This window comes from Bradyrhizobium sp. SZCCHNRI3043, from assembly GCF_032377735.1.
Lineage (GTDB): Bacteria > Pseudomonadota > Alphaproteobacteria > Rhizobiales > Xanthobacteraceae > Bradyrhizobium.
On the sequence record NZ_JAUHID010000008.1, the window covers coordinates 113,103 to 136,751 of the forward strand.

Sequence of the window (23,649 nt, forward strand, 5' to 3'; positions counted from 1 at the left end):
TGGCTTTGCGACGTGGCGACCACCGCTACCGCGCCTGCTGCACGCTCCTGCGGAAGCGCATGATCACGCGCAGCACGCGCGATGACCAGCCATCGGCATTGCCGCGGATGATCTCGCGGATGCGCTGCTTGATCGGATCGACCAGCGCCGCGGCTTTCCTGCGCAGCGCGAGCACGGCCTCGTAGAGCCACGCGAACCAGGACATCTGCAGCAGCTTGCTGCGCGTCACATCGAAGATGAAGGCGGTGACGCCGACGCCGACGATCTTGCCGAACACGATCGTGGCCAGCGCAAACTTCCACTGCTGGTGCATCAGCAGCCACATGCCGATCAGCTTGAGCGGAAACAGCAGCACGACCGGCACGACGAAGACGATCAGGGTCAGCGCCGGCGACAGCGTCTCAATGCGCCCGGCCAGCCAGTGCTTGAAGCTACGCAGCGGTATCGCGGCGACAATGCGCGCCACGATCGGCTCGAGATGGTCCCACAGCCAGGCCTCGATCAGGAAGATGATCGCAAGCAGAACCCAGAACGGCTGAAGCAGGCGGCGCAGCATCGGACTCCATCTCCGCCAGGCCCCGCGGGTTGAGGCCGCTATGACGATACGACCTCGCGCCTTGCCGTTCGGTTCAGCGTCACCAGCGGGCGTTTTGTCGCACCCACCGAAGGCGTCTCCGGGCGTCCATCACATATGGATGGCCCGCTTGCCCACCGCAAGCGCGGCTTCCTTCACGGCCTCCGACCGCGTCGGATGCGCGTGGCAGGTGCGCGCGAGATCCTCAGCAGAGCCACCGAACTCCATCAATACGGCGGCCTCGTGAATGATTTCCCCGGCCTCGCGGCCGATGATATGGGCGCCGAGCACGCGATCCGTCTTCGCATCCGCAAGGATCTTCACGAAGCCGTCAGTGGTCTGATTGACCTTGGAGCGACCGTTCGCGGTAAACGGAAACTTGCCGACGGTATAGGCGACGCCCGCCTGCTTCAGCTCGTCCTCGGTCTTGCCGACGGACGCGACTTCCGGCGTCGTGTAGACCACGCCGGGAATGACGTCGTAGTTCACATGGCCGGCCTGTCCGGCGATGATCTCGGCGGCCGCAACACCCTCGTCCTCGGCCTTGTGCGCGAGCATGGGCCCGGCGACGACGTCGCCGATGGCATAGACGCCCGGCACGCTGGTCGCGAAATGGTGATCGATCTGGACGCGGCCGCGATTGTCGAGCACCACGCCGGCCTCCTGCAGGCCAAGACCGTCGGTGTAGGGCACGCGGCCGATCGCAACCAGCACGACATCGGCTTCGATCTTTTCAGCCGCTCCGCCCGCGGCGGGCTCGATGGTCGCCGAGAGCGTAGCCCCGGACGTATCGACGCCGGTGACCTTGGCGCCGAGCTTGAACGCAAAGCCCTGCTTCTCGAGAATGCGCTGAAACTGTTTTGCGATCTCGCCATCCATGCCGGGCAGGATGCGGTCGAGGAATTCGACCACGGTGACCTTGGCGCCGAGGCGGCGCCACACCGAGCCGAGCTCGAGCCCGATCACGCCGGCGCCGACCACCAGCAGCCTCGAAGGCACTTTCTCCAGCGACAGCGCGCCGGTCGACGAGACGATGCGCTTTTCGTCGATCTCGATGCCCTTCAGGCGCGCAATGTCCGAGCCGGTCGCGATCACGATGTTCTTGGTCTCGACGGTCTGCACCGCGCCGTCATTGCCGGTCACCTGCAGCTTGCCGGTGCCGAGGATCTTGCCCTTGCCCACGAGCACGTCGATCTTGTTCTTCTTCATCAGGAACTCGACGCCCTTGACGTTGCCGTCGATGCCCTGCTGCTTGAAGTTCATCATCGCCGGCAGATCGAGCTCGGGCTGCGACACCTTGACGCCCATCTTGGCGAAGGAGTGCCCGGCCTCCTCGAACAGCTCGGAGGCATGCAGCAGCGCCTTCGAGGGCATGCAGCCGACGTTGAGGCAGGTGCCGCCGAGGGTCGCGTTCTTCTCGACCACGGCCACCTTCATGCCGAGCTGCGCCGCGCGGATGGCGCAGACATACCCACCGGGTCCGGTGCCGATGACGACGAGATCGTAAGATGCCATGATCGAATGTTCCGTAAGCTTGCAGTCAAAGATGACGACGGTCGTCAGCGTCCGCCCGACACGTCGAGAATGGCCGAAGTGACATAGGAGGCCTCGTCCGACAGCAGCCAGACGATGGCATTGGCGACTTCCTCCGCGGTGCCGACGCGCTTCATCGGCACCATGGGGGCAAGGCGGTGGGCGCGATCGGGCTCGCCGCCGGCGGCATGGATCTCGGTGTCGATCAGGCCCGGGCGGATCGCGGCGACGCGGATGCCTTCGTTCGCGACCTCGTGACCGAGGCCGACGGTGAAGGAATCGATCGCCCCTTTCGAGGCGGCGTAGTCGACATAGGTGTTGGGCGAGCCGAGCCTGGCCGCGACCGACGACAAATTGATGATGACGCCGCCCTGACCACCATGCCGCGTCGACATCCGCTTCACGGCCTCACGTGCGCACAGGATGCTGCCGGTGACGTTGACCGCCATCAATCGCTCGATGCGCTCCGCGCTCATCTCGTCGACGCGCGTGGTGGGGCCGACGATGCCGGCGTTGTTGATGAGAGCGCCGAGGGTGCCGAACTTGTCGGCCGCCTTGAACAGAGCGAGGATGTCGTGCTCGCGGCCGACGTCGCATTTGACCGCGATGGCCTTGCCGTTCTTGGCCTCGATCGCGGCCACCGTGCTCTGCGCCGCCGCCTCGTTGGAGGCGTAGCCGACCACGATCTTGAAGCCGCGCGATGCGGCCGCAATGGCGGTGGCGCGGCCGATGCCGCGGCTACCGCCGGTGATTACTGCAACCCTGTCGGTCATGAGGAGCCCCGCTGAGTGCGCCAAGTGGACTGCTTGCGCGGGCCACTTGGCCGATTCCTACTGTGACTTGGCTTCAAGTTCTGCAAGGCGATCGAGAACAGCCTTGTCGGTCAGACTCACTAGATAAAGCAGGATGAAGGGCGTCACGAAGGGTATGAGGCTCAAAGCGGCGAAGCCGAGACCCCTGCCCTTTCTCCGAGCGATCGGAATGGTGAAAACAAAGAAGATCACCGTCGTAAGGAGAAACGGCATCAACGACAGCACCAGTGACGGCTCCTCCATCGTCGCCTCCGCTCAGAGATCCAGCACAAGCCGCGCCGGATCTTCCAGGCTCTCCTTGACGCGCACCAGGAAGGTCACCGCCTCCTTGCCGTCGATGACGCGGTGATCGTAGGACAGCGCGAGATACATCATCGGGCGGACCTCGATCTTGCCGGCAACCACGACGGGGCGCTCCTGGATCTTGTGCATGCCGAGGATGCCGGACTGCGGCGCGTTCAGGATCGGGGTCGACATCAGCGAGCCGTAGATGCCGCCATTGGTGATCGTGAAGGTGCCGCCCTGCATCTCGTCGATCTTGAGCTGGCCGTCACGGGCGCGGCGGCCGAAATCGGCGATGCCCTTCTCGATGTCGGCGATCGACTTGTGGTCACAGTCGCGCACGACCGGCACGACCAGGCCCTTGTCGGTGCCGACGGCGACGCCGATGTGATAGTAGTTCTTGTAGATCAGGTCCGAGCCGTCGATCTCGGCGTTGACCGCCGGAATGTCCTTCAGCGCCTGCACCACCGCCTTGGTGAAGAAGCCCATGAAGCCGAGCTTCGAGCCGTGCTTCTTCTCGAACACGTCCTTGTACTGGCTGCGAAGCGCCATCACGTTGGTCATGTCGACCTCGTTGAAGGTCGTGAGCATGGCCGCGGTGTTCTGGACGTCCTTGAGGCGGCGCGCGATGGTCTGGCGCAGCCGGGTCATCTTCACGCGCTCCTCGCGCGCCGCATCGTCAGCGGGCGACGGCGCACGCACCTGCACGGCGGCGGCCGGCTGATTGACCGGAGTCGGCGCCGAGGCGGCGCGCTCGATCGCGGCCAGCATGTCGCCCTTGGTGACGCGGCCGTCCTTGCCCGAGCCGGGCACGGTGGTGGCATCGACGCCGCTCTCGGCCGAGAGCTTGCGCACCGACGGGGCCTGCGGCGTATCGGCGGGCAGCGCCTTGGCCGGCGCAGGTGCCGCAGCCGGCGGCGCGGAGGCAGCGGGCTTTGCCGGAGCCGGAGCAGCAGCGGCCGGCTTGGCAGCCGCGGCGCCATCGGTGATCTGGCCGAGCAGCGCGCCGACGGCGACCGTCTCACCATCCTTGGCGATGATCTCGCCCAAGGTGCCGGCCGACGGCGCGGGCACCTCGATCGTGACCTTGTCGGTCTCGAGCTCGACGAGGGGCTCGTCGACGGCAACCGCGTCGCCAGCCTTCTTGAACCAGCGGCCGATGGTGGCTTCGGTGACGGATTCACCCAGCGTCGGAACGCGAATTTCAGTCATGGTCTTTTATCCTCAATAACCCGTGCGGCCATAAAGTCCGTCCGCCATCGCCTTGCGGCGAGCAAGCGATGCGGGACGGACGATCAACGCGATGTACTTGCGCCCCGCATGGCTTGCGGGGCGCCTCTATAGGCAGGTTCAGTTCAGGGCTTCGTCGAGCAGCGCCTTCAGTTGCGCAAGATGCTTCGACATCAGGCCCGTGGCGGTGGCCGCCGACGCGGCGCGGCCGGCATAGCGCGGACGCTTGCTCTTGCCGCCGGTCTGGTTCAGCACCCACTCGATATACGGCTCGATGAAATGCCAGGCGCCCATGTTGCGCGGCTCTTCCTGGCACCAGACGACTTCGGCGTTCTTGAAGCGGCTGAGCTCGGCGACCAGCGCCTTGAGCGGCACCGGGTAAAGCTGCTCGACGCGCATCAGATAGACGTCGTTGAGCCCGCGCTTCTCGCGCTCGTCGTACAGGTCGTAATAGACCTTGCCCGAGCACAGCACGATGCGGCGGATCTGATCGTCCGGCACCAGCTTGGTCTTGTCGTCCGCCTGCATCTGGGCGTCATCGTACAGGATGCGGTGGAAGGTCGTTCCCTTGGCCAGCTCCTCGAGCCGCGACACCGCGCGCTTGTGGCGCAGCAGCGACTTCGGCGTCATCACGATCAGCGGCTTGCGGATCTCGCGATGCAGCTGCCGACGCATGACATGGAAGTAGTTCGCCGGCGTGGTCGGATAGACCACCTGCATGTTGTCCTCAGCGCACATCTGCAGATAGCGCTCAAGGCGGGCGGACGAATGTTCGGGGCCCTGGCCCTCATAGCCATGCGGCAGCAGGCAGACGAGGCCGGACATGCGCAGCCATTTGCGCTCACCCGACGAGATGAACTGGTCGAACAGCACCTGGGCGCCGTTGGCGAAATCGCCGAACTGCGCCTCCCACAGCGTCAGCGCAGTGGGCTCGGCAAGCGAGTAGCCGTATTCGAAGCCGAGCACGGCTTCTTCCGAGAGCAGCGAGTTGATGACCTCGAAATGGCCCTGCTCCGGCGCCAGATGGTTGAACGGCGTGTAGCGGCTCTCGTCCTCCTGGTCGATCAAGACCGAGTGACGTTGCGAGAAGGTGCCGCGTTCGCTGTCCTGGCCGGACAGACGAACCTTGTGGCCTTCCAGGAGCAGCGAGCAGAACGCCAGCGCCTCGCCGGTCGCCCAGTCGATCCCGATGCCGCTGTCGATCGCCTTGGCGCGGTTCTCGAGGAAGCGCTGGATCGTGCGGTGCAGGCGGAAGCCGTCCGGCACCTTGGTGATCTTGCGGCCGATCTCCTTGAGACGGTCGAGCTCGACGCCGGTCACGCCGCGGCGCGCTTCTTCTTCCTGGTCGGCAGACTTGAACCCTGCCCACTTGCCGTCGAGCCAGTCGGCCTTGTTGGGACGATAGGAGGTGCCGGCCTCGAACTCGGCGTCGAGACGGGCGCGCCAGTCGGCCTTGGCCTTATCGACCTCGCCCTCGGTCATGACGCCTTCGGCGACCAGGCGCTTGGAGTAGATCTCCAGGGTCGACGGATGACCGGCGATCTTCTTGTACATCACCGGCTGGGTGAAAGCCGGCTCGTCACCCTCGTTGTGGCCATGCCTGCGGTAGCAGAACATGTCGATGACGACCGGCTTGTGGAACTTCTGCCGGAACTCGGTGGCGACCTTGGCCGCGAACACCACCGCCTCCGGATCGTCGCCGTTCACATGGAAGATCGGCGCGTCGATCATCTTGGCGACGTCGGACGGATAGGGCGACGAGCGCGAATAGCGCGGATAGGTCGTGAAGCCGATCTGGTTGTTGACGATGAAATGAATCGAGCCACCGGTCCGGTAGCCCTTCAGATCCGACAGCGCGAAGCACTCCGCCACCACGCCCTGGCCGGCGAACGCCGCGTCGCCATGCATCAGCAGCGGCAGCACCGAGATGCGCATGTCCGGCGGATCGCCGTGCTGATCCTGCTTGGCGCGGACCTTGCCGAGCACCACGGGGTCGACGATCTCGAGATGCGACGGGTTGGCAGTCAGCGACAGATGGATCCGGTTGCCGTCGAACTCGCGGTCCGAGGAGGCGCCGAGGTGATACTTGACGTCGCCCGAGCCTTCGACCGCGTCGGGATTGGCCGAGCCGCCCTTGAATTCGTGGAACAACGCCCGGTGCGCCTTACCCATGACCTGGGTCAGCACGTTCAGGCGGCCGCGATGCGGCATGCCGAGCACGATCTCCTTCACGCCGAGATTGCCGCCGCGCTTGATGATCTGCTCCAGCGCCGGGATCAGCGACTCGCCGCCGTCGAGACCGAAGCGCTTGGTGCCGGTGAACTTGACGTCGCAGAACTTCTCGAAGCCTTCGGATTCGATCAGCTTCTGAAGGATGGCGCGACGGCCCTCGCGGGTGAACGAGATCTCCTTGTCCGGCCCCTCGATGCGCTCCTGGATCCAGGCCTTCTGCGCCGCATTCGTGATGTGCATGAACTCGACGCCGAGCGTCTGGCAATAGGTGCGCTCGCAGATCGCGACGATCTCGCGCAGGGAGCCGTATTCGAGGCCCAGCACGTGATCGAGGAAGATTTTGCGGTCGAAATCGGCCTCGGTGAAGCCGTAGGAGCGCGGGTCGAGCTCTTCGCGGTTGCGCGGCGCCTCGATGCCGAGCGGATCGAGCTTGGCGTGGAAGTGGCCGCGCATGCGGTAGGCGCGGATCAGCATCAACGCACGGACGGAGTCGCGGGTGGCCTGGTTGACGTCGGCCAGCGACAGTTCGACGCCCTTAGTCTGCGCCTTCTGCGCAATCTTCTCGCCGACCTTCTTCTCGACCACCGCCCAGTTGCCGTCGAGCGCCGAGGTCAGCTCGTCGCGCGGGGCCACCGGCCAGTTGCTGCGCGCCCAGGAGGGACCCGACGCATTCTTCTGCACGTCGGTCGGCGCATCCTTCAGGCTCTTGAAGAATTCCTGCCACTCGGGATCGACCGAGGCGGGATCCTTCTCGTAGCGGGCGTAGATCTCATCGATGTAGGTGGCATTGGTGCCCTGCAGAAAAGACGACAGGGCGAAGGCGGCGTTCGCGTCTTGGCGAGACATGGTGGCGTCCTGGTAATTTCGATGCGCCCAATCAAAACGGCGCAATGCCTGACCCGCTGACAAAGCGGATCAGGCTCCGGTTAGGACCGTCTACCTTATTTATTGTAAATATTCGCGCCGAAAAGCACTAAGTCCTGAATCAGGATTTCAACTTTTCGACAAGCGTCTTGCCGAGCCGTGCGGGCGACGGAGACACTGTAATACCAGCAGCTTCCATCGCGGCCGTCTTCGAGCCGGCATCGCCCTTGCCGCCCGAGATGATCGCGCCGGCATGACCCATGCGACGGCCGGGAGGGGCGGTGACACCGGCAATGAATCCCACCATCGGTTTCTTGCGGCCGCGCTTGGCTTCGTCCTTGATGAACTGCGCCGCGTCCTCCTCGGCCGAGCCGCCGATCTCACCGATCATGATGATCGAGGTCGTCTTCGGGTCAGCCAGGAACATCTCTAGCATGTCGATGAACTCGGTGCCCTTGACCGGGTCGCCGCCGATGCCGACCGCGGTGGTCTGGCCGAGACCTTCCGACGTGGTCTGGAACACCGCCTCGTAGGTCAGCGTGCCCGAACGCGACACGATGCCGACCGAACCCGGCTTGAAGATGTTGGCCGGCATGATGCCGATCTTGCACTCGCCGGCGGTCATGACACCCGGGCAGTTCGGCCCGATCAGGCGCGACTTGGAACCCTGCAGCGAGCGCTTCACCCGGACCATGTCGAGCACCGGGATGCCTTCGGTGATGCAGACGATCAGCGGGACCTCGGCATCGATGGCTTCGCAGATCGCGTCGGCGGCGCCCGGCGGAGGCACGTAGATCACCGAGGCGTCGGCGCCGGTGGCCTCGCGGGCCTCCTTGACGGTGTCGAACACCGGCAGGCCGAGATGGGTCGAGCCGCCTTTGCCCGGCGAGGTACCGCCGACCATCTTGGTGCCATAGGCGATCGCCGCCTCGGAGTGGAAGGTGCCGTTCTTGCCAGTGAAGCCCTGGCAGATGACCTTGGTGTTCTTGTCGATGAGGATGGACATCGTGCTTTCTCTAAAAGCGTTGCGGTGAGGAATGAGCGAGCGCCTGGACCGGCGCTCAGCCTCCCTTGACGGCCTTGACGATCTTCTGCGCGGCGTCGTCGAGATTGTCGGCGGGCAGCACGTTCAGACCGGACTCGCTGATGATCTTCTTGCCGAGATCGACATTGGTGCCTTCGAGGCGCACCACCAGCGGCACCTTCAGACCCACTTCCTTGACCGCGGCCACGACGCCTTCGGCGATGACATCGCACTTCATGATGCCGCCGAAGATGTTGACCAGGATGCCCTTCACGTTCGGGTCGGCGGTGATGATCTTGAACGCCGCCGCGACCTTCTCCTTGCTGGCGCCGCCGCCGACGTCGAGGAAGTTGGCGGGCTCCATGCCGTAGAGCTTGATGATGTCCATCGTCGCCATGGCGAGGCCGGCGCCGTTGACCATGCAGCCGATGGTGCCGTCGAGCGCGACGTAGTTGAGGTCGTACTTCGAGGCCTCGATCTCCTTGGCGTCCTCCTCGGTCTCGTCGCGCAGCGCGACGACCTCGGGATGCTTGAACAGCGCGTTGGAGTCGAACGACACCTTGGCATCGAGCACGCGGAGCTGGCCCTGCTTGGTGACGACCAGCGGGTTGATCTCGAGCATCGCCATGTCCTTGGCGACGAACGCATTGTAGAGCTGGGTGGTGAGCTTCTCGGCCTGCTTGGCGAGATCGCCCGTCAGCTTCAGCGCCTTGGCGACAGCGCGGCCATGATGGCCCATGACGCCGGTGGCCGGGTCGACCGAGAAGGTGATGATCTTCTCAGGCGTGCTGTGCGCCACGTCCTCGATGTTCACGCCGCCTTCGGTCGACACGACGAAGGCGACCTTCGAGGTCTCGCGGTCGACCAGCAGCGACAGATAGAACTCCTTGTCGATATCCGAGCCGTCCTCGATGTAGAGGCGATTGACCTGCTTGCCGTCGGGGCCGGTCTGCACCGTCACCAGCGTCGCGCCCAGCATCTGCTTGGCGAAAGTGTTGACCTCGTCGATCGACTTGGCGAGGCGGACGCCGCCCTTGTCGCCGGCCGAGGCCTCCTTGAACTTGCCCTTGCCACGGCCACCGGCGTGGATCTGGCTCTTCACGACCCAGACCGGGCCGCCGAGCGTCTTCGCCGCCGCATCCGCGTCCTCCGGACGGAGAACTGGCACGCCCTTGGAAATCGGCACGCCGAACTCGTGCAGCAGTGCCTTGGCCTGATATTCGTGAATGTTCATAAGCGCTTGCTCCCCGAACCCGCGATGGGGTGACGACCAGAATTGTTGTTAGGATGTCTGGTATACCATATACCAAACATCCTGCAACTCGATGTGGGCGAGATTACGCCCCGTGAATGACCCCTGATCAGCGGCCGAGCAGGTCGGGCGCGATCTTCTTGCAGGCGTCGACGAGGCCCTGCACGGCGGCGACCGACTTGTCGAACGCCTCGCGGTCCTTGCCCGCGAGCTCGATCTCGACGATGCGCTCGACACCCTTGGAGCCGATCACGACGGGCACGCCGACATACATGTCCTTGACGCCGAACTCGCCGTTGAGATGCGCCGCGCAGGGCAGCACGCGCTTCTTGTCGCGCAGATAGCTCTCGGCCATCGCGATCGCCGACGCCGCCGGCGCGTAATAGGCCGAGCCGGTCTTCAGCAGGTTGACGATCTCGGCGCCGCCGTTGCGGGTGCGGTCGACGATCTCGTCGATGCGGGCCTGCGACGTCCAGCCCATCTTGACCAGGTCGGGCAGCGGAATGCCGGCAACGGTCGAGTACTTGGTCAGCGGCACCATGGTGTCGCCATGACCGCCGAGCACGAAGGCGGTGACGTCCTCGACCGAGACGTTGAACTCATCGGCCAGGAAGTAGCGGAAACGCGCCGAGTCGAGCACGCCGGCCATGCCGACGACCTTCTTGGCCGGGAGACCGGAGGCCTTCTGCAGCGCCCAGACCATCGCGTCGAGCGGGTTGGTGATGCAGATGACGAAGGCGTCCGGGGCGTACTTCTTGATGCCGGCGCCGACCTGCTCCATCACCTTGAGGTTGATCGACAGCAGATCGTCGCGGCTCATGCCGGGCTTGCGCGGCACGCCGGCGGTAACGATACACACCTTGGCGTTGTCGAGCGCCTCATAGGAGTTGGCGCCGGTGTAGTGCGCGTCGAAGCCGTCGACCGGCGACGACTGGGCGATGTCGAGCGCCTTGCCCTGCGGGACGCCTTCGGCAATGTCGAACATCACGACGTCGCCGAGCTCCTTGAGGCCAACGAGGTGAGCCAGCGTTCCGCCGATCTGACCGGAGCCAATCAAAGCAATCTTGTCGCGCGCCATGGCAAATTTTCCTTTGAACCCGAAGGAGTGAGGGAGGTTGAAAAGTCGAGTGGTGGTTATCCCTTTCGCCCGGGCCGTTCAAGTCACGCTATGGCCAATTGGCGGGCGTGCCTTGATTTCGATCAGGACCGGGCGACGGGCGCTGATGATCCTTTCAGCATGATTGACGTGGCCTTTTCGCGGCTGTGTGCCCGGCGGCAGGCGCTCGCCAAGGCTCCGGTGGTTGTCAGGTTTCGACCAACCCCGTGGAAGTCCCAGATGCCGCCGAGTCCTTCCGCCCGTGCGGCAGGGCCAGATAGGAGTCCGAGCCCATCTCGATCAGGCGCGAGGTGGTCCGCTTGAACTCCATGGCCTCCACGCCCTCGGTCGCGATGTAGAGCGAAACCGGGTCAGCCTCGGCGGAGGCGATCAGCTTCACGGCGTTGTCGTAGAGCGTATCGATCAGGGTGATGAAGCGCTTGGCGGCATTGCGCTCGGCCAGATCCATGACCGGAACATGATCGATCAGGATCGTATGATAGTCGTGCGCGAGCCGCAGATAGTCCGAGGCTGCCAGCGGCTTTCCGCACAGATCGGCAAAGCCGAAGCGGGCGACGCCGTTGGCGGAGCACGGGACATGCAGGATGCGCCCCTTGATCGTCATGTCGCGCGGCTTGCACTTGGCATGACCCGTGAGCCGCGCCCATGCCTTGTCGAGCGCCGCCCGCGCGTCGACATCGGCCGGCACCAGCCACATCTTCACGCCGGCCAGCTTCTCCAGCCGGAAATCGGTGCGCGCGTCCAGCCGCATCACGTCCATGTGGTCGGCGATCTGCTTGATGAAGGGCAGGAACAGCGCGCGGTTGAGGCCGCCTTTGTAGAGGTCTTCAGGCGCGACGTTGGAGGTCGCCACCACCACCGTGCCGAGCTCGAACAGCCTGGCGAACAGACGGCCCAGGATCATCGCGTCGGCGATGTCGGTGACATGGAATTCGTCGAAACAGAGCAGCCAGGCCTGGTCGAAGATCGCCTGCGCCGTGAGCCCGATCACATCGGCATCGGCGAGCTCGCCGCGCGCGATGTTCTGGCGGTAGCCGTAGATGCGCTCATGCACCTCGGCCATGAATTCGTGGAAATGCGCGCGGCGCTTGAGCTCAACCGGACAGTTCTGGAAGAACAGGTCCATCAGCATGGTCTTGCCGCGGCCGACCTCGCCATGGACATAGAGGCCATTCGGCGGCTCGCTCTTGTCGGCAAAAAGGCGACCGAACAAGCCTTGCTTGCGCGAGGGCTTGTAGGTGGAGAGCCGGCGCTCCAGCGCCGCCAGCGCGTCGGCGACCTCGGCCTGGGCGGGGTCGGGCTCGATCGCACCAGTATCGACCAAAGACTGATATTGCGCGCGGAACGCGTCTGAGGGAGTGGACAGCATGAGTCCACTCTAGGTCACGAGACTTACGTAAAATGCAATCCGCAAATGGTGGAAGCCGCCATGCGTCGGAGCCGTGATGTCTTGGTATATGGCACGCAAACGCCGCCGTGATCGTTAGCCCGGGGCTAACGACGCTCGTCTTCGCTCTTGGCCTCTGCGAACGGCTGGCTTGAACGACCGCGCTGCGGACCTCATCCCGGGGAGAGATCGTAGGCGTCCTCGACCACATAGGGCCCGCCGCCGGTCGAGGCACGCGACGAAAACAGCACGAAGCGCTCGGCCATGAACACGCGGCTCGGGAAATAGCCGCGGACGGAGAGATAGTCGGCGACGTCCTGGCTCGACGCATCGTGCAGTCGCGCCAGCGTGACGTGCGGCACGAATTTGCGTCCCTCGGGATCGAGCCCGATCCGCTGCATAAGCCGCTCCAGCTCGGCCTGCAGCTCGATCAGCGGCCGGCTCGGCGCGATGTTGGCGACGACCGCCCGCGGCTTGCGGCCGCCGAAGCTGGAGAGACCTTGCACCGTCACTTCGAACGGCTTGCGGTTCACCCGCCACAGCATCGAGGCGATCTCGTTGGCGGAGGCGCCGTCGATGTCACCGATGAAACGCAACGTCACATGGTAATTTTCGGGATCGATCCAGCGGGCGCCGGGGAGGCCACCCCGCAAACCGGAAAGCGTGTGGCCAACCTCGGCCGGGATTTCCAGTCCAGTAAACAGACGCGGCATCGTTTCAGGACTCCCGATGCTGGAGGCTGATCTCGAAAATTGACGAGATCATGCCTTCGAGAAATGATCGACGACGAATCGCCAATGCATAATTCCTACCGAACTTATATGACTCCGCGACGGAAGGTGAGTTAACGCCGGTAAAAGCTGCGGAAAACCCGGCCCTTAAGGCTATCGCAAATGATCGGCGCAGGGCTTCGTTCCGTCATTGCCCACGAAGCGGACGCAGGAATGCTTCCGCCGTAGGCAACAGCCTGGACACGATGATGTCGACGCCCGCTGCGGTGGGGTGAATGCCGTCCGCCTGGTTCAGCTTGGGGTCGGCGGCGACACCGTCGAGCAAGAACGGATACAGCGGCACGCCGAATTCCTTGGCGAGCTCGGGATAGATCGCGTTGAATTTCGCGGCATAGTCGCTGCCGTAGTTCGGCGGCGCCAGCATGCCGCAGAGCATGACGGCGATGCCCCTGGCTTTCAGCCGGGTCACGATCTCGCTCAAAGCCTTGCGCGTCACGGCGGGATCGATGCCGCGCAGCGCGTCATTGGCGCCGAGCTCGACGACGACCGCTTCGGTCCCCTCCGGCACCGACCAGTCGAGCCGGTCGCGGCCGCCGGACGAGGTGTCCCCGGATACGCCGGCATTGGTGAGGTCGATCGGCAGCCCCTGGGCCTGCAAGGCCTTCTGCAGCTTGGCCGGAAAAGCATCTGAGGCGGACAGGCCGAGTCCCGCGCTCAAGGAATCGCCGAGAACGACCAGCTTGATCGGCTTGACGGCCTCGGCAGCGGCGAACGCGGACCCGACTGTCATCAAGGCGAGCATCAACGCGAGTATGTGCACGAAGATGTGTCCGCGCCTCTCGACCCGGCTTGCGGAGTTGCCATATGACCGAGCCATGGACAGTCTCATCGAAACCTCGCGTTTGGCCGGCCTCGCGCCGGACACCATTACCATCTCGAACGTCAACCTCTCGCTCGGCACCGGCGCGGCGCGGGTCCATATCCTCAAGGACGTCAGCCTGCGGGTCGGACAGGGCGAGACGATCGGTCTGATCGGACCGTCGGGCTCTGGCAAGTCCACATTGCTGATGGTGATGGCGGGGTTGGAACGTCCTGACAGCGGTGAGGTGGTGGTCAACGGGACCGCTTTCAATGTCTTGGACGAGGACGCCCTGGCCCGGTTCCGCGGCCGCCAGGTCGGCATTGTCTTCCAGTCCTTTCATTTGATCCCGACCATGACGGCGCTGGAGAACGTCGCGGTGCCGCTCGAGCTGGCCGGCCACGCCGGCGCCGCCGAGCGCGCGGCCCGCGAGCTCGACTCGGTCGGGCTGGGCCACCGGCTGCATCACTATCCGACCCAGCTGTCGGGTGGCGAGCAGCAGCGCGTGGCGCTGGCCCGCGCCCTCGCTCCCGATCCTGCAATTCTCGTGGCCGACGAGCCGACCGGCAATCTCGACGAGACCACCGGACGGCAGATCGTCGATCTGTTGTTCACCAAGCACGCCGAGCGCGGCATGACCTTGGTGCTGGTGACCCACGACAGCAGCCTCGCGCACCGGTGCGACCGCGTCGTGCGGCTGCGCTCGGGGCGGATCGAAAGCGAGAGCGACGCCCGCGAGCCGGCTGACGCATGAGCGCCATGTCAGAACCGGTCGCGAGCGGCCGGATCGCCCTCCTGCCCGTTCGTTACGCGTTGCGCGAGCTGCGCGGCGGCTTGCGCGGCTTCTATGTCTTCATCGCCTGCATCGCGCTCGGCGTCCTCGCCATCGCTGGCGTCGGCTCGGTGGCGGCGAGCCTCAATGACGGGCTGGTCCGCGAAGGCCGCACGTTGCTCGGCGGCGACGTTGCCTTTTCGCTGTTTCAGCGCGAGGCCAAGCCGGAGGAGATCGACTTCCTGCGCTCGCGTGGACAGCTGTCGCTGGCGGCAACCCTGCGCGCGATGGTGCGCTCCAGCGACGCCAAGCTGGCCCTGGTCGAGCTGAAGGCCGTCGACAACGCCTATCCGCTGCTCGGCAAGGCCGAGCTCCAGCCCGATCTGCCGATGGCCGACATCCTGGCCGAGCGCGACGGCGTCTACGGAGCCGCAGCCGATCCGGCGCTGCTGGCCCGGCTCGACCTGAAGGTCGGCGACATCGTCACGATCGACACGGTCCGCTTCCAGATTCGCAGCGCGCTGCAGGCCGAGCCCGACAAATTGTCCGGCGGCATCGGCCTCGGGCCGCGCTTCCTGATCAGCGAGGCGGGTCTGCGGGCGACGCCGCTGCTGCAGCCGGGCAGTCTCGTGCGCTGGACCTACCGGGTCCGGCTGCCCGACAATGCCAAGGACGATCACGCCGCGGCGTCCTTCATCGCCGATACCCGCCTGACGCTGCCGTCGGCCGGATGGGAGATCCGCAGCCGCAGCAACGCCTCGCCGCAACTGGAGCGGACCATCGGCCGCTTCACCCAGTTCCTGACCCTGGTCGGTCTCGCCGCCCTGCTGGTCGGCGGCGTCGGCGTCGCCAATGCGGTCAAGAGCCATGTCGACCGCCGCACCGAGGTGATCGCGGCGTTCAAGGCGCTCGGCGCCACCAGCCGCGACGTGTTCGGCATCTACCTCGTGCAGGTGATGGTGCTCGCCACGATTGGTTCGATCATCGGACTCTGCACCGGCGCGGCCCTGCCGTTTGCCATCGTCGGGCTGTTCGGCAACATCCTGCCGCTGCCCGTGATCCCGGCTATTCATCCGGACGAGCTGGCGCTGTCCTTCGTCTATGGCCTGCTCACCGCGCTCGCGTTCGGTCTGTGGCCGCTCGGGCGCGTGCGTGACGTGCCGGTGGCGGCGTTGTTCCGCGAGGCGGTCATCGCCGAATGGCACCGGCCGCGCTGGAGCTATCTGATGCTGATCGCGGGCACGGTCGCGCTGCTGATCGCGGTGGTGATCGGCCTGTCCTACGACAAGCGCATCGCCGCCGTGTTCGTCGTCGCCGCCGCGCTGGTGTTCGTGCTGTTGCGCGGCATTGCCGCCGCGGTGATGGCGATTGCGCGCGCCCTGCCGCGCAGCCGCTTCCCGATGCTGCGGCTGGCGGTCAGCAATATCTATCGCCCAGGCGCGCTGACACCGTCCGTAGTGCTGTCGCTCGGGCTGGGGCTCGCCGTGCTGGTCACCATCACCCAGATCGACGGCAATCTGCGACGCCAGTTCCTGGCACAGCTGCCGGAGCAGGCGCCGTCGTTTTTCTTCATCGACGTCCCCTCGGGCGAGGCCGACCGCTTCCGCGGCTTCCTCAGGGACCTCGCCCCTCAATCGGCAGTCGAAGACGTGCCGATGCTGCGCGGGCGCATCGTCTCCGCCCGCGGCGTGCGCGCCGAGGACCTCAAGGCGACGACGGACACCGAATGGGTGCTGCAGAGCGACCGCGGCCTGACCTATACCGCCGAGATTCCCAAGGGATCCAAGGTCGTCGAGGGCGCGTGGTGGGGCGAGAACTACGGCGGCCCGCCGCTGGTTTCGATCGAGAAGCGGATCGCCGACGGTCTCGGCCTCAAGCTCGGCGACGACATCGTGGTCAACGTGCTCGGACGCGACATCACGGCGCGGATCGGCAACATGCGCACCATCGACTGGCAGGGGCTCGGCATCAATTTCGTGCTGGTGTTCTCCCCGAATGCCTTCAAGGGCGCGCCCCACACCCATGTCGCCACCCTGACCGAGGCGCGCTCCGATGCCGTCGAGGATGCGCGCGTCATCCGCAAGGTGGCCGACGCCTTCCCGATGGTGACCAGCGTGCGGGTCCGCGAGGTGATGGAGACGGTCGGCTCGGTCGTCTCCAACCTTGCGCTCGCCATCCGCGGCGCCAGCGCGGTGACGCTGATCTCGGCCATCCTGGTGCTGGGCGGCGCGCTGGCCGCCGGCCACCGCCACCGGGTCTACGATGCCGTGATCCTGAAGACGCTGGGCGCCACCAGGCTGCGGTTGCTCGGCGCCTACGCACTGGAATATCTGATGATCGGCTTCGCCACCGCCGCCTTCGGCGTCGTCGCGGGGTCGGTCGCCGCGTGGCTGATCGTGACCCGGCTGATGACCTTGAGCTTCGCCTGGCAGGCGGGCAGCGCCGCGCTGGTCGTCCTGACCGCGCTGATCGTGACGGTCGGCCTCGGTCTGGCCGGCACCCTGCTTGCGCTCAACCAGAAGCCGGCGACGGTCCTTCGGAATCTCTAGCGGCTTGCGCGCTCATGCCGCACGGTTAACGCGATTTATACGGCTGGGACGCGCGCGGAGCGACATTCAGCCGCGCGTGGACGCTTGCGGCGGATATGCTAGTTTCCCATCTAGGGAATGGGCTCAGAGACCTGCCAAAAGATGGCGATTTTGCCGATGACGCAAATTTAATATCTGTGGCAGTGGGTATGAGATAGGGTTTTTCGAGAACCGGCTAAAGGTCCTGCCAGGACCGGACTGCCGGGCAACCAACGGGAATCGACCATGTCGGACCTAGACCGCAATTATGCTTCACCCTTTGGCCGGGTGGCCGGGCGCGCCGATGCCGCGACCGTCGACGCCGGTCTGCGCGCCTACATGCTGCGCATCTACAATTACATGAGCATCGGCCTGGCCATCACCGGCCTCGCGGCGCTGGGCGTCTACATGGCGTCGGTGACCGGCGATCCGGCTGCCGGCGTATTCAAGTTCGGCAACGCGTACCTGACGCAGTTCGGCTACGCGATGTTCGTGAGCCCGCTGAAGTGGCTGTTCATCCTGGCCCCACTGGTCATGGTGTTCGCGATCTCGGCCGGCATCAACCGCCTGGCGCCGTCGACCGCGCAGATCCTGTTCTGGGTGTTCTCGGCCTTGATGGGCATCTCGCTGTCGTCGATCTTCCTGGTGTACACTCACACCTCGATCGTGCGGGTGTTCTTCATCACCGCGGCGACGTTCGGCGCGCTCAGCCTGTACGGCTATACGACCAAGCGCGACATGACCGGCATGGGCTCGTTCCTGTTCATGGGCCTGGTCGGCATCGTGCTGGCGAGCCTCGTGAACCTGTTCCTGGCGAGCTCGATGCTGCAGTTCATCGTCTCGGTGATCGGCGTGTTCGTGTTCGCCGGCCTGACCGCCTGGGACACGCAGCGTCTGAAGAACGAGTACATCTACGGCTACGCTTCCGCGGGCGGCGACATTGCCGAGCGCGCAGCGATCACCGGCGCCCTGTCGCTGTACCTGAACTTCATCAACCTGTTCACGCTGCTGCTGCAGCTGCTCGGACAGCGCGACTGAGCCAGCGGCTCACACGAGCGACCTTCGAAGCCCCGGCCTCACCGCCGGGGCTTTTCGTTTGCGCAAGCCAATTGCGACCGCGGCGCGGGCGCGACGGCAGCCATGCCGCGAGGCCGGATTGATCGCCGCGTCCGCTTTGGTATGTTTCCACCATGTCCGACATTGAGATCCGGCCCACCCGGGAGGCCGACCTTCCCACCATCACCGTCATCTACGGCCAGGCCGTCCGCGAGGGCACGGCCACCTTCGAGCTCGACCCTCCGGATCTGACGGAAATGACGCGCCGCTTCCGGGCGCTCACCGACGACGGCTTTCCCTATTTCGCCGCCCTGCTGGACGGAGAGGTGGTTGGCTATGCCTATGCGGGGCCTTACCGGCCTCGCCCGGCCTATCGCTTCACGGTGGAGAACTCGATCTATCTCGCCCCCGCCAGCCAGCGTCGTGGCATCGGAATGCGACTGATGCGGCGGCTGATCGACGCCTGTGAGGAGGGAGGCTTTCGCCAGATGATCGCCGTCATCGGCGACTCCGCCAATGCCGGCTCGGTCCGGCTGCATACCGCCTGCGGCTTCCAGATGATCGGCACCCACCCGAGCGTCGGCCTGAAATTCGGCCGCTGGCTCGATACTGTGATGATGCAGCGCCCGCTCGGGGCCGGGAGCAGCGACGTCCCGGCGTAAGCAACGCCAGTCGGAATGTCATGATCAGCCGGAGCGCGTGGGATCAGACCAGCGCCGGCTTCGGCGCGATCACCAGCAGCACGCGCTCGAGCTCATGACCGCGGCGCAGGATCAGGCCGGTGGCCGAGATCACGCTGTACATGCCCTGCTTGCGCGCCAGCCGCGGGTCCTTCTCGATGCGGTAGATCGGCACCTCGGACGCCCGGCGAAACACGGAGAAGACGGCCCGGTCACGCAGGAAGTCGATCGAATAGTCGCGCCACTCACCGTCGGCGACCATGCGGCCGTAGAGGTTGAGGATACGATTCAGCTCGAGACGATCGAACGTCACCCGGTTGGGCGCTGCGGCCGCGTTGCGCGCCGCCGCGCGGTTCTCGCTGGGGTCGGCATCCTCCGGAGTGAGGTTCATGAGCGTCCTCCTGTCATCTGTGTGACATGATCGCGCCAACCGCCGGAAGCCGCAAGGGGCCGTTTTCATTGTTGAAGTTCGGCCGTGCATGCCAACCGCGCGAACTCCGCGAACACGCAAGCGTCACGGGATCGTTAGCAGAATCATAATCGCGCCGTCTTTCCGCCCACCGACCGCCCCCGACCTTAGGCATAAGATTCATGTGCGTTGGCCCGGTCCTTTCGGTTCCGGATTCCTCAGCCCCCAGCCCCCCGGGGTCGTCAGGATCGGGTCCATTCACAAGTAAGGCAAAGGGCCAACGCAAGTTGGTCCTTTTGCTTTTTTGGCGTGAGCTGCACGGAACATGTTATGGCGCGCCTCCGTCCTATGGACGTGACGCGCCTTACCGCAGGTCAAGGGAAACGAAGATCAGGACGACCGAAGATCAGCGCTCGGGAGCACGCGCCGTTGCTGAAGCCCGTCCGACCAATGGCAACTCGGAAAAGGCGGCCCCGAGCATCGCGCCGGGGCGGTCGCGACTGCCGTCCTGCACATAGACGACGGTGCCATCGACGCCCTCGCGGGCGATCTTCTCCAGCGGCACGCTCCATCTGACCGGCGAACCATTCCAGTCACCCAGCTTCTGAAGACCGCGAACGACGTTGTAATAGGTCAGATCACGGCCGCTGTTCTCGCCGCGGCCGACCGAGATCGGGACCACCCGCGAGATCGAGCAGACCCAGACCTCGCCGTGCTTGCGCGGCATCTGGTCGTTGGCCGCGGCCACGGAGACAGTGAGGTCCTGGCCGTCGACCGACAGCCTCACCGGCACCGACATCACGCTGCCACCCTGGACGGTCTCCTCGATGGCGCCTTCGATCGCCTCGCGGTCGCTGCCGATCACATGCACGGAGCCGTTGACCACCGCCTGCGGCGTATAGACTTCGCGATCGCCACGCGCCCTGGAATAGGCCCGCTGCCGGGCCGTGAAGCGGGAGTCGGCCAGCGTGTCCTTCCAGCCCAGGTAGTCCCAGTAGTCGATCGGCAGGGACAGCGCGATGACCGAGGGATCTCTGGCGAGCTCGCCGAGGATCTTGTCGGCCGGCGGGCAGGATGAACAGCCCTGGGACGTGAAGAGTTCGATCACCGCACGCGGATCGGACGCAGCCGGCCGGACGAAAGCGATGACCGCACAGACACTCAGCGCCGCGCGCGACCACCACGACATCTGTCCACTCATCGTCACTGTCCTGTCTGGAACATGGTCCGCTGCGCCCTGCCGCGTCAATGATCTGCGAAGCCGCCCTCGTAGTTAATAGATTGCAAACGAAAAGGAGGCGGCCTTTGTCATAGGCCGCCTCCTTCATCACCCGCTACTCACTTCAGAGTGAGCCAAACTGTCGCGTCGCGCTTTGGTTAAGCAGCAAGCTTGCGCAGCACGTAGTGCAGGATGCCGCCGTTGCGATAGTAGTCCAGCTCGTCCAGCGTATCGATCCGGCAGAGCAGCGGCACCTGCTGCGCCGCCCCGTCGGCCGACACGATCTCGGCGGTCAGGGTTTGACGCGGCTTCAGGTCGCCCTGCAGGCCCTTGATGGTGACCTTCTCGTCGCCCTTCAGGCCGAGCGAGGACCAGGACGTGCCTTCCTGGAAGGTGAGCGGGAGCACACCCATGCCGACCAGGTTCGAACGATGGATGCGCTCGAAGCTCTGGCAGATCACGGCGCGGACGCCGAGCAGCCGGGTACCTTTCGCAGCCCAATCGCGCGACGAGCCGTTGCCGTATTCGGCGCCGGCGAACACCACCAGCGGCACGCCCTCTTCCTGGTACTTCATCGCGGCGTCGTAGATCGACATCTGCTCGCCGTCGGGCCAGTGCTTGGTCAGGCCGCCTTCCGGAATGTTGCCGTCGGCACCTTTGAGCATGAAGTTCTTGATGCGGATGTTGGCGAAGGTGCCGCGCATCATGATCTCGTGGTTGCCGCGGCGCGTGCCGTACTGGTTGAAGTCGGCCGGGCGGACCTGGTGCTCGCTGAGGAATTTACCGGCGGGCGAGGTCAGCTTGATCGAACCGGCCGGCGAGATGTGGTCGGTCGTGATCTTGTCGCCGAACAGCGCCAGCACGCGGGCCTCGACGATGTCCTTGATCGGCTCGGGCTCCTTCTTCATGCCGTCGAAATACGGCGGGTTCTGCACGTAGGTCGACGACATGTTCCAGCGATAGGTCTCGCTCTCGACCGTCTTGATCTTGCGCCAGTTGGTGTCGCCCTTGAACACGTCGGCGTAGCGCTTCTTGAAAATCGACGCCTTGACGAATTTCTTGACGAAGTCGTTGACCTCCTTGGTCGTCGGCCAGATGTCTTTCAGGTAGACCGGCTTCTTGTCCTTGCCGATGCCGATCGGCTCGACCGAAAGATCCTTGGTCACGGTGCCGGCCAGCGCGTAGGCCACGACCAGCGGCGGCGAGGCCAGGTAGTTGGCCTGCACGTCCGGCGAGACGCGGCCTTCGAAGTTGCGGTTGCCGGACAGCACGGCCGCCGCGACGACGCCGTTGTCGTTGATCGACTTCGAGATCTCCTCCGGCAGCGGACCTGAATTGCCGATGCAGGTAGTGCAGCCAAAACCGACCAGGTTGAAGCCGACCTTGTCGAGGTCCTTCTGCAGGCCGGAGTTAGCCAGATACTCGGCGACCACCTGGCTGCCCGGGGCGAGCGAGGTCTTCACCCACGGCTTGGCCTTGAGGCCCTTGGCGGCGGCGTTGCGGGCCAAGAGGCCGGCGCCGATCAGCACGCTCGGGTTCGAGGTGTTGGTGCAGGAGGTGATGGCGGCGATGACGACATCGCCATGGCCGATGTCGAAGTCCTTGCCCTCAACGGGGAAGCGCTGCGCGGCATCGCTCTTCTTGTACTCGCCGGCCAGCGCGGTGGCGAAGCCCTCGGCCACCGCCGGCAGGGCGATGCGGCCCTCGGGACGCTTCGGACCAGCCATCGACGGCACGACGTCGGCGAGATCGAGGGTCAGCGTCTGCGTGAACACCGGGTCCGCCGACTTGGCGGTGCGGAACAGGCCCTGCGCCTTGGCATAGGCCTCGACCAGCGCGACGCGCGGGCCCTTGCGGCCCGAGGTCTTGAGATAGTCGATGGTGGCGGCGTCGACCGGGAAGAAGCCGCAGGTCGCGCCATATTCGGGGGCCATGTTGGCGATGGTCGACTTGTCGGCGACCGAGAGATGGTCGAGGCCGGGCCCGAAGAACTCGACGAACTTGCCGACCACGCCGAGCTTGCGCAGCATCTGGGTGACGGTCAGCACCAGGTCGGTCGCGGTCACGCCTTCCTTCAACGCGCCGGTCAGCTTGAAGCCGACGACGTCGGGCAGCAGCATCGACAGCGGCTGGCCGAGCATGCAGGCCTCAGCCTCGATGCCGCCGACGCCCCAGCCGAGCACGGCCAGACCATTGACCATCGTGGTGTGCGAATCGGTGCCGACCAGCGAATCCGGATAGGCGACCTCGAAGGTGCCCTTGGTGCGGCCGACGGTCATCTTCTCCTTCTTGGTCCAGACGGTCTGCGCGAGGTATTCGAGGTTGACCTGGTGGCAGATGCCGGTGCCGGGCGGCACGACGGAGAAGTTCGAGAACGCCTTCTGGCCCCACTTCAGGAATTCGTAGCGCTCCTGGTTCTGCTTGTACTCCTCGGCGACGTTCTTGCCGAACGCCTTGTTGTCACCGAAGTAGTTCACGATCACCGAGTGGTCGATGACGAGATCGACCGGCACCAGCGGGTTGATCTTCTCGGCATCGCCGCCGAGCTTCTGCATCGCGTTGCGCATCGCTGCGAGATCGACCACCGCAGGCACGCCGGTGAAATCCTGCATCAGCACGCGCGCCGGACGGAAGGCGATCTCGTGCTCCAGCGACTTCTTGCGCAGCCATTTCGACACCGCGACAATGTCGTCCTTGGTGACGGTGCGGCCGTCCTCGTTGCGCAGCAGATTCTCGAGCAGCACCTTCATCGAATAGGGCAGCTTGGAGATGTCCTTGAGACCGTTCTTCTCGGCTGTGGGCAAGCTGTAGTAAATGTAGCTCTTCGTTCCGACCTTGAGGGTCTTGCGACACTTGAAGCTGTCGAGCGAGGTCATGCGTGGAAATCCCAATTGATCTGTATACCCGGAGGGGGTATTTAAGAACCGTCAGCGCGAGGCGCCGGATGGCTTGCAGCGGGCGATTGTGTGCTGCATCAAGGTCGGGCTTATAGAAGCTTTCTAACTGCGCCGCCACAGCCACAAGCAAGCCGCGACGTGGCATCACCCAC

Annotated in this window: 19 protein-coding genes; 4 read left to right on the forward strand and 15 right to left on the reverse strand. The window is 65.0% G+C overall.

Features of this window, described 5'->3' with window-relative positions:
- Positions 1-25: 25 nt before the first annotated feature.
- From QX124_RS18160 to QX124_RS18215, 12 genes are all read right to left on the reverse strand, one after another.
- Entirely contained in the window at positions 26-556 is a 531-nt protein-coding gene (locus tag QX124_RS18160) for a hypothetical protein (protein ID WP_315740714.1), read from the reverse strand.
- A gap of 129 nt (positions 557-685) precedes the next feature.
- Positions 686-2,089 (reverse strand): dihydrolipoyl dehydrogenase, encoded by a 1,404-nt coding sequence (gene lpdA / locus QX124_RS18165; protein ID WP_315770548.1) that lies wholly within the window; start codon positions 2,087-2,089, stop codon positions 686-688.
- Positions 2,090-2,133: 44 nt separating this feature from the next.
- Positions 2,134-2,880: an SDR family oxidoreductase gene (locus QX124_RS18170; protein WP_315770549.1), complete on the reverse strand. Its 747-nt coding sequence runs from the start codon at positions 2,878-2,880 to the stop codon at positions 2,134-2,136.
- Between the two features lie 57 nt (positions 2,881-2,937).
- The gene (locus tag QX124_RS18175) at positions 2,938-3,162 is read right to left on the reverse strand and encodes a hypothetical protein (protein WP_315740711.1); all 225 of its coding nucleotides are present in this window, start codon (positions 3,160-3,162) and stop codon (positions 2,938-2,940) included.
- Positions 3,163-3,174: 12 nt separating this feature from the next.
- On the reverse strand, positions 3,175-4,413 hold the full coding sequence (odhB, locus tag QX124_RS18180; RefSeq protein ID WP_315740710.1) for a 2-oxoglutarate dehydrogenase complex dihydrolipoyllysine-residue succinyltransferase: 1,239 nt from the start codon (positions 4,411-4,413) through the stop codon (positions 3,175-3,177).
- Between the two features lie 138 nt (positions 4,414-4,551).
- Positions 4,552-7,509 (reverse strand): 2-oxoglutarate dehydrogenase E1 component, encoded by a 2,958-nt coding sequence (locus QX124_RS18185; RefSeq protein ID WP_315770551.1) that lies wholly within the window; start codon positions 7,507-7,509, stop codon positions 4,552-4,554.
- Positions 7,510-7,648: 139 nt separating this feature from the next.
- Positions 7,649-8,533, reverse strand: a complete 885-nt coding sequence (gene sucD / locus QX124_RS18190; RefSeq protein ID WP_172184319.1) for a succinate--CoA ligase subunit alpha — start codon at positions 8,531-8,533, stop codon at positions 7,649-7,651.
- Positions 8,534-8,588: 55 nt separating this feature from the next.
- Entirely contained in the window at positions 8,589-9,785 is a 1,197-nt protein-coding gene (sucC, locus tag QX124_RS18195; protein ID WP_315777283.1) for an ADP-forming succinate--CoA ligase subunit beta, read from the reverse strand.
- 127 nt (positions 9,786-9,912) lie between these two features.
- Positions 9,913-10,881, reverse strand: coding sequence for a malate dehydrogenase (gene mdh, locus QX124_RS18200; protein ID WP_009031546.1), 969 nt, complete (start codon positions 10,879-10,881; stop codon positions 9,913-9,915).
- Between the two features lie 226 nt (positions 10,882-11,107).
- The gene (gene zapE / locus QX124_RS18205) at positions 11,108-12,289 is read right to left on the reverse strand and encodes a cell division protein ZapE (RefSeq protein WP_315740706.1); all 1,182 of its coding nucleotides are present in this window, start codon (positions 12,287-12,289) and stop codon (positions 11,108-11,110) included.
- Positions 12,290-12,480: 191 nt separating this feature from the next.
- Positions 12,481-13,020, reverse strand: coding sequence for an RNA 2',3'-cyclic phosphodiesterase (gene thpR, locus QX124_RS18210; protein ID WP_315740705.1), 540 nt, complete (start codon positions 13,018-13,020; stop codon positions 12,481-12,483).
- Between the two features lie 205 nt (positions 13,021-13,225).
- Positions 13,226-13,858 carry an arylesterase gene (locus QX124_RS18215; RefSeq protein ID WP_315797955.1) on the reverse strand — a complete coding sequence of 211 codons (633 nt, stop codon included), beginning with the start codon at positions 13,856-13,858 and terminating at the stop codon, positions 13,226-13,228.
- A 55-nt stretch (positions 13,859-13,913) separates the two neighbouring features.
- On the opposite strand from QX124_RS18215, the gene QX124_RS18220 reads away from it, so the two are divergent.
- The 4 genes from QX124_RS18220 to QX124_RS18235 all read left to right on the forward strand — a co-directional run bounded on the left by QX124_RS18220 (position 13,914) and on the right by QX124_RS18235 (position 18,954).
- Positions 13,914-14,651, forward strand: a complete 738-nt coding sequence (locus tag QX124_RS18220) for an ABC transporter ATP-binding protein (protein WP_315757140.1) — start codon at positions 13,914-13,916, stop codon at positions 14,649-14,651.
- Positions 14,648-17,218: an ABC transporter permease gene (locus QX124_RS18225; protein WP_315797882.1), complete on the forward strand. Its 2,571-nt coding sequence runs from the start codon at positions 14,648-14,650 to the stop codon at positions 17,216-17,218. The genes QX124_RS18220 and QX124_RS18225 overlap by 4 nt, the downstream gene beginning before the upstream one ends.
- A gap of 264 nt (positions 17,219-17,482) precedes the next feature.
- Positions 17,483-18,274 carry a Bax inhibitor-1/YccA family protein gene (locus QX124_RS18230; RefSeq protein WP_315740702.1) on the forward strand — a complete coding sequence of 264 codons (792 nt, stop codon included), beginning with the start codon at positions 17,483-17,485 and terminating at the stop codon, positions 18,272-18,274.
- A gap of 152 nt (positions 18,275-18,426) precedes the next feature.
- On the forward strand, positions 18,427-18,954 hold the full coding sequence (locus QX124_RS18235) for a GNAT family N-acetyltransferase (RefSeq protein ID WP_315797883.1): 528 nt from the start codon (positions 18,427-18,429) through the stop codon (positions 18,952-18,954).
- Between the two features lie 43 nt (positions 18,955-18,997).
- Here the strand turns inward: QX124_RS18235 and QX124_RS18240 are convergent, their stop codons facing one another.
- From QX124_RS18240 to acnA, 3 genes are all read right to left on the reverse strand, one after another.
- Positions 18,998-19,363, reverse strand: a complete 366-nt coding sequence (locus tag QX124_RS18240) for a DUF2794 domain-containing protein (RefSeq protein WP_315757137.1) — start codon at positions 19,361-19,363, stop codon at positions 18,998-19,000.
- 424 nt (positions 19,364-19,787) lie between these two features.
- Positions 19,788-20,570, reverse strand: a complete 783-nt coding sequence (locus QX124_RS18245; RefSeq protein ID WP_315777347.1) for a DUF1223 domain-containing protein — start codon at positions 20,568-20,570, stop codon at positions 19,788-19,790.
- 188 nt (positions 20,571-20,758) lie between these two features.
- The gene (acnA, locus tag QX124_RS18250; protein ID WP_315740699.1) at positions 20,759-23,476 is read right to left on the reverse strand and encodes an aconitate hydratase AcnA; all 2,718 of its coding nucleotides are present in this window, start codon (positions 23,474-23,476) and stop codon (positions 20,759-20,761) included.
- Positions 23,477-23,649 lie beyond the last annotated feature (173 nt).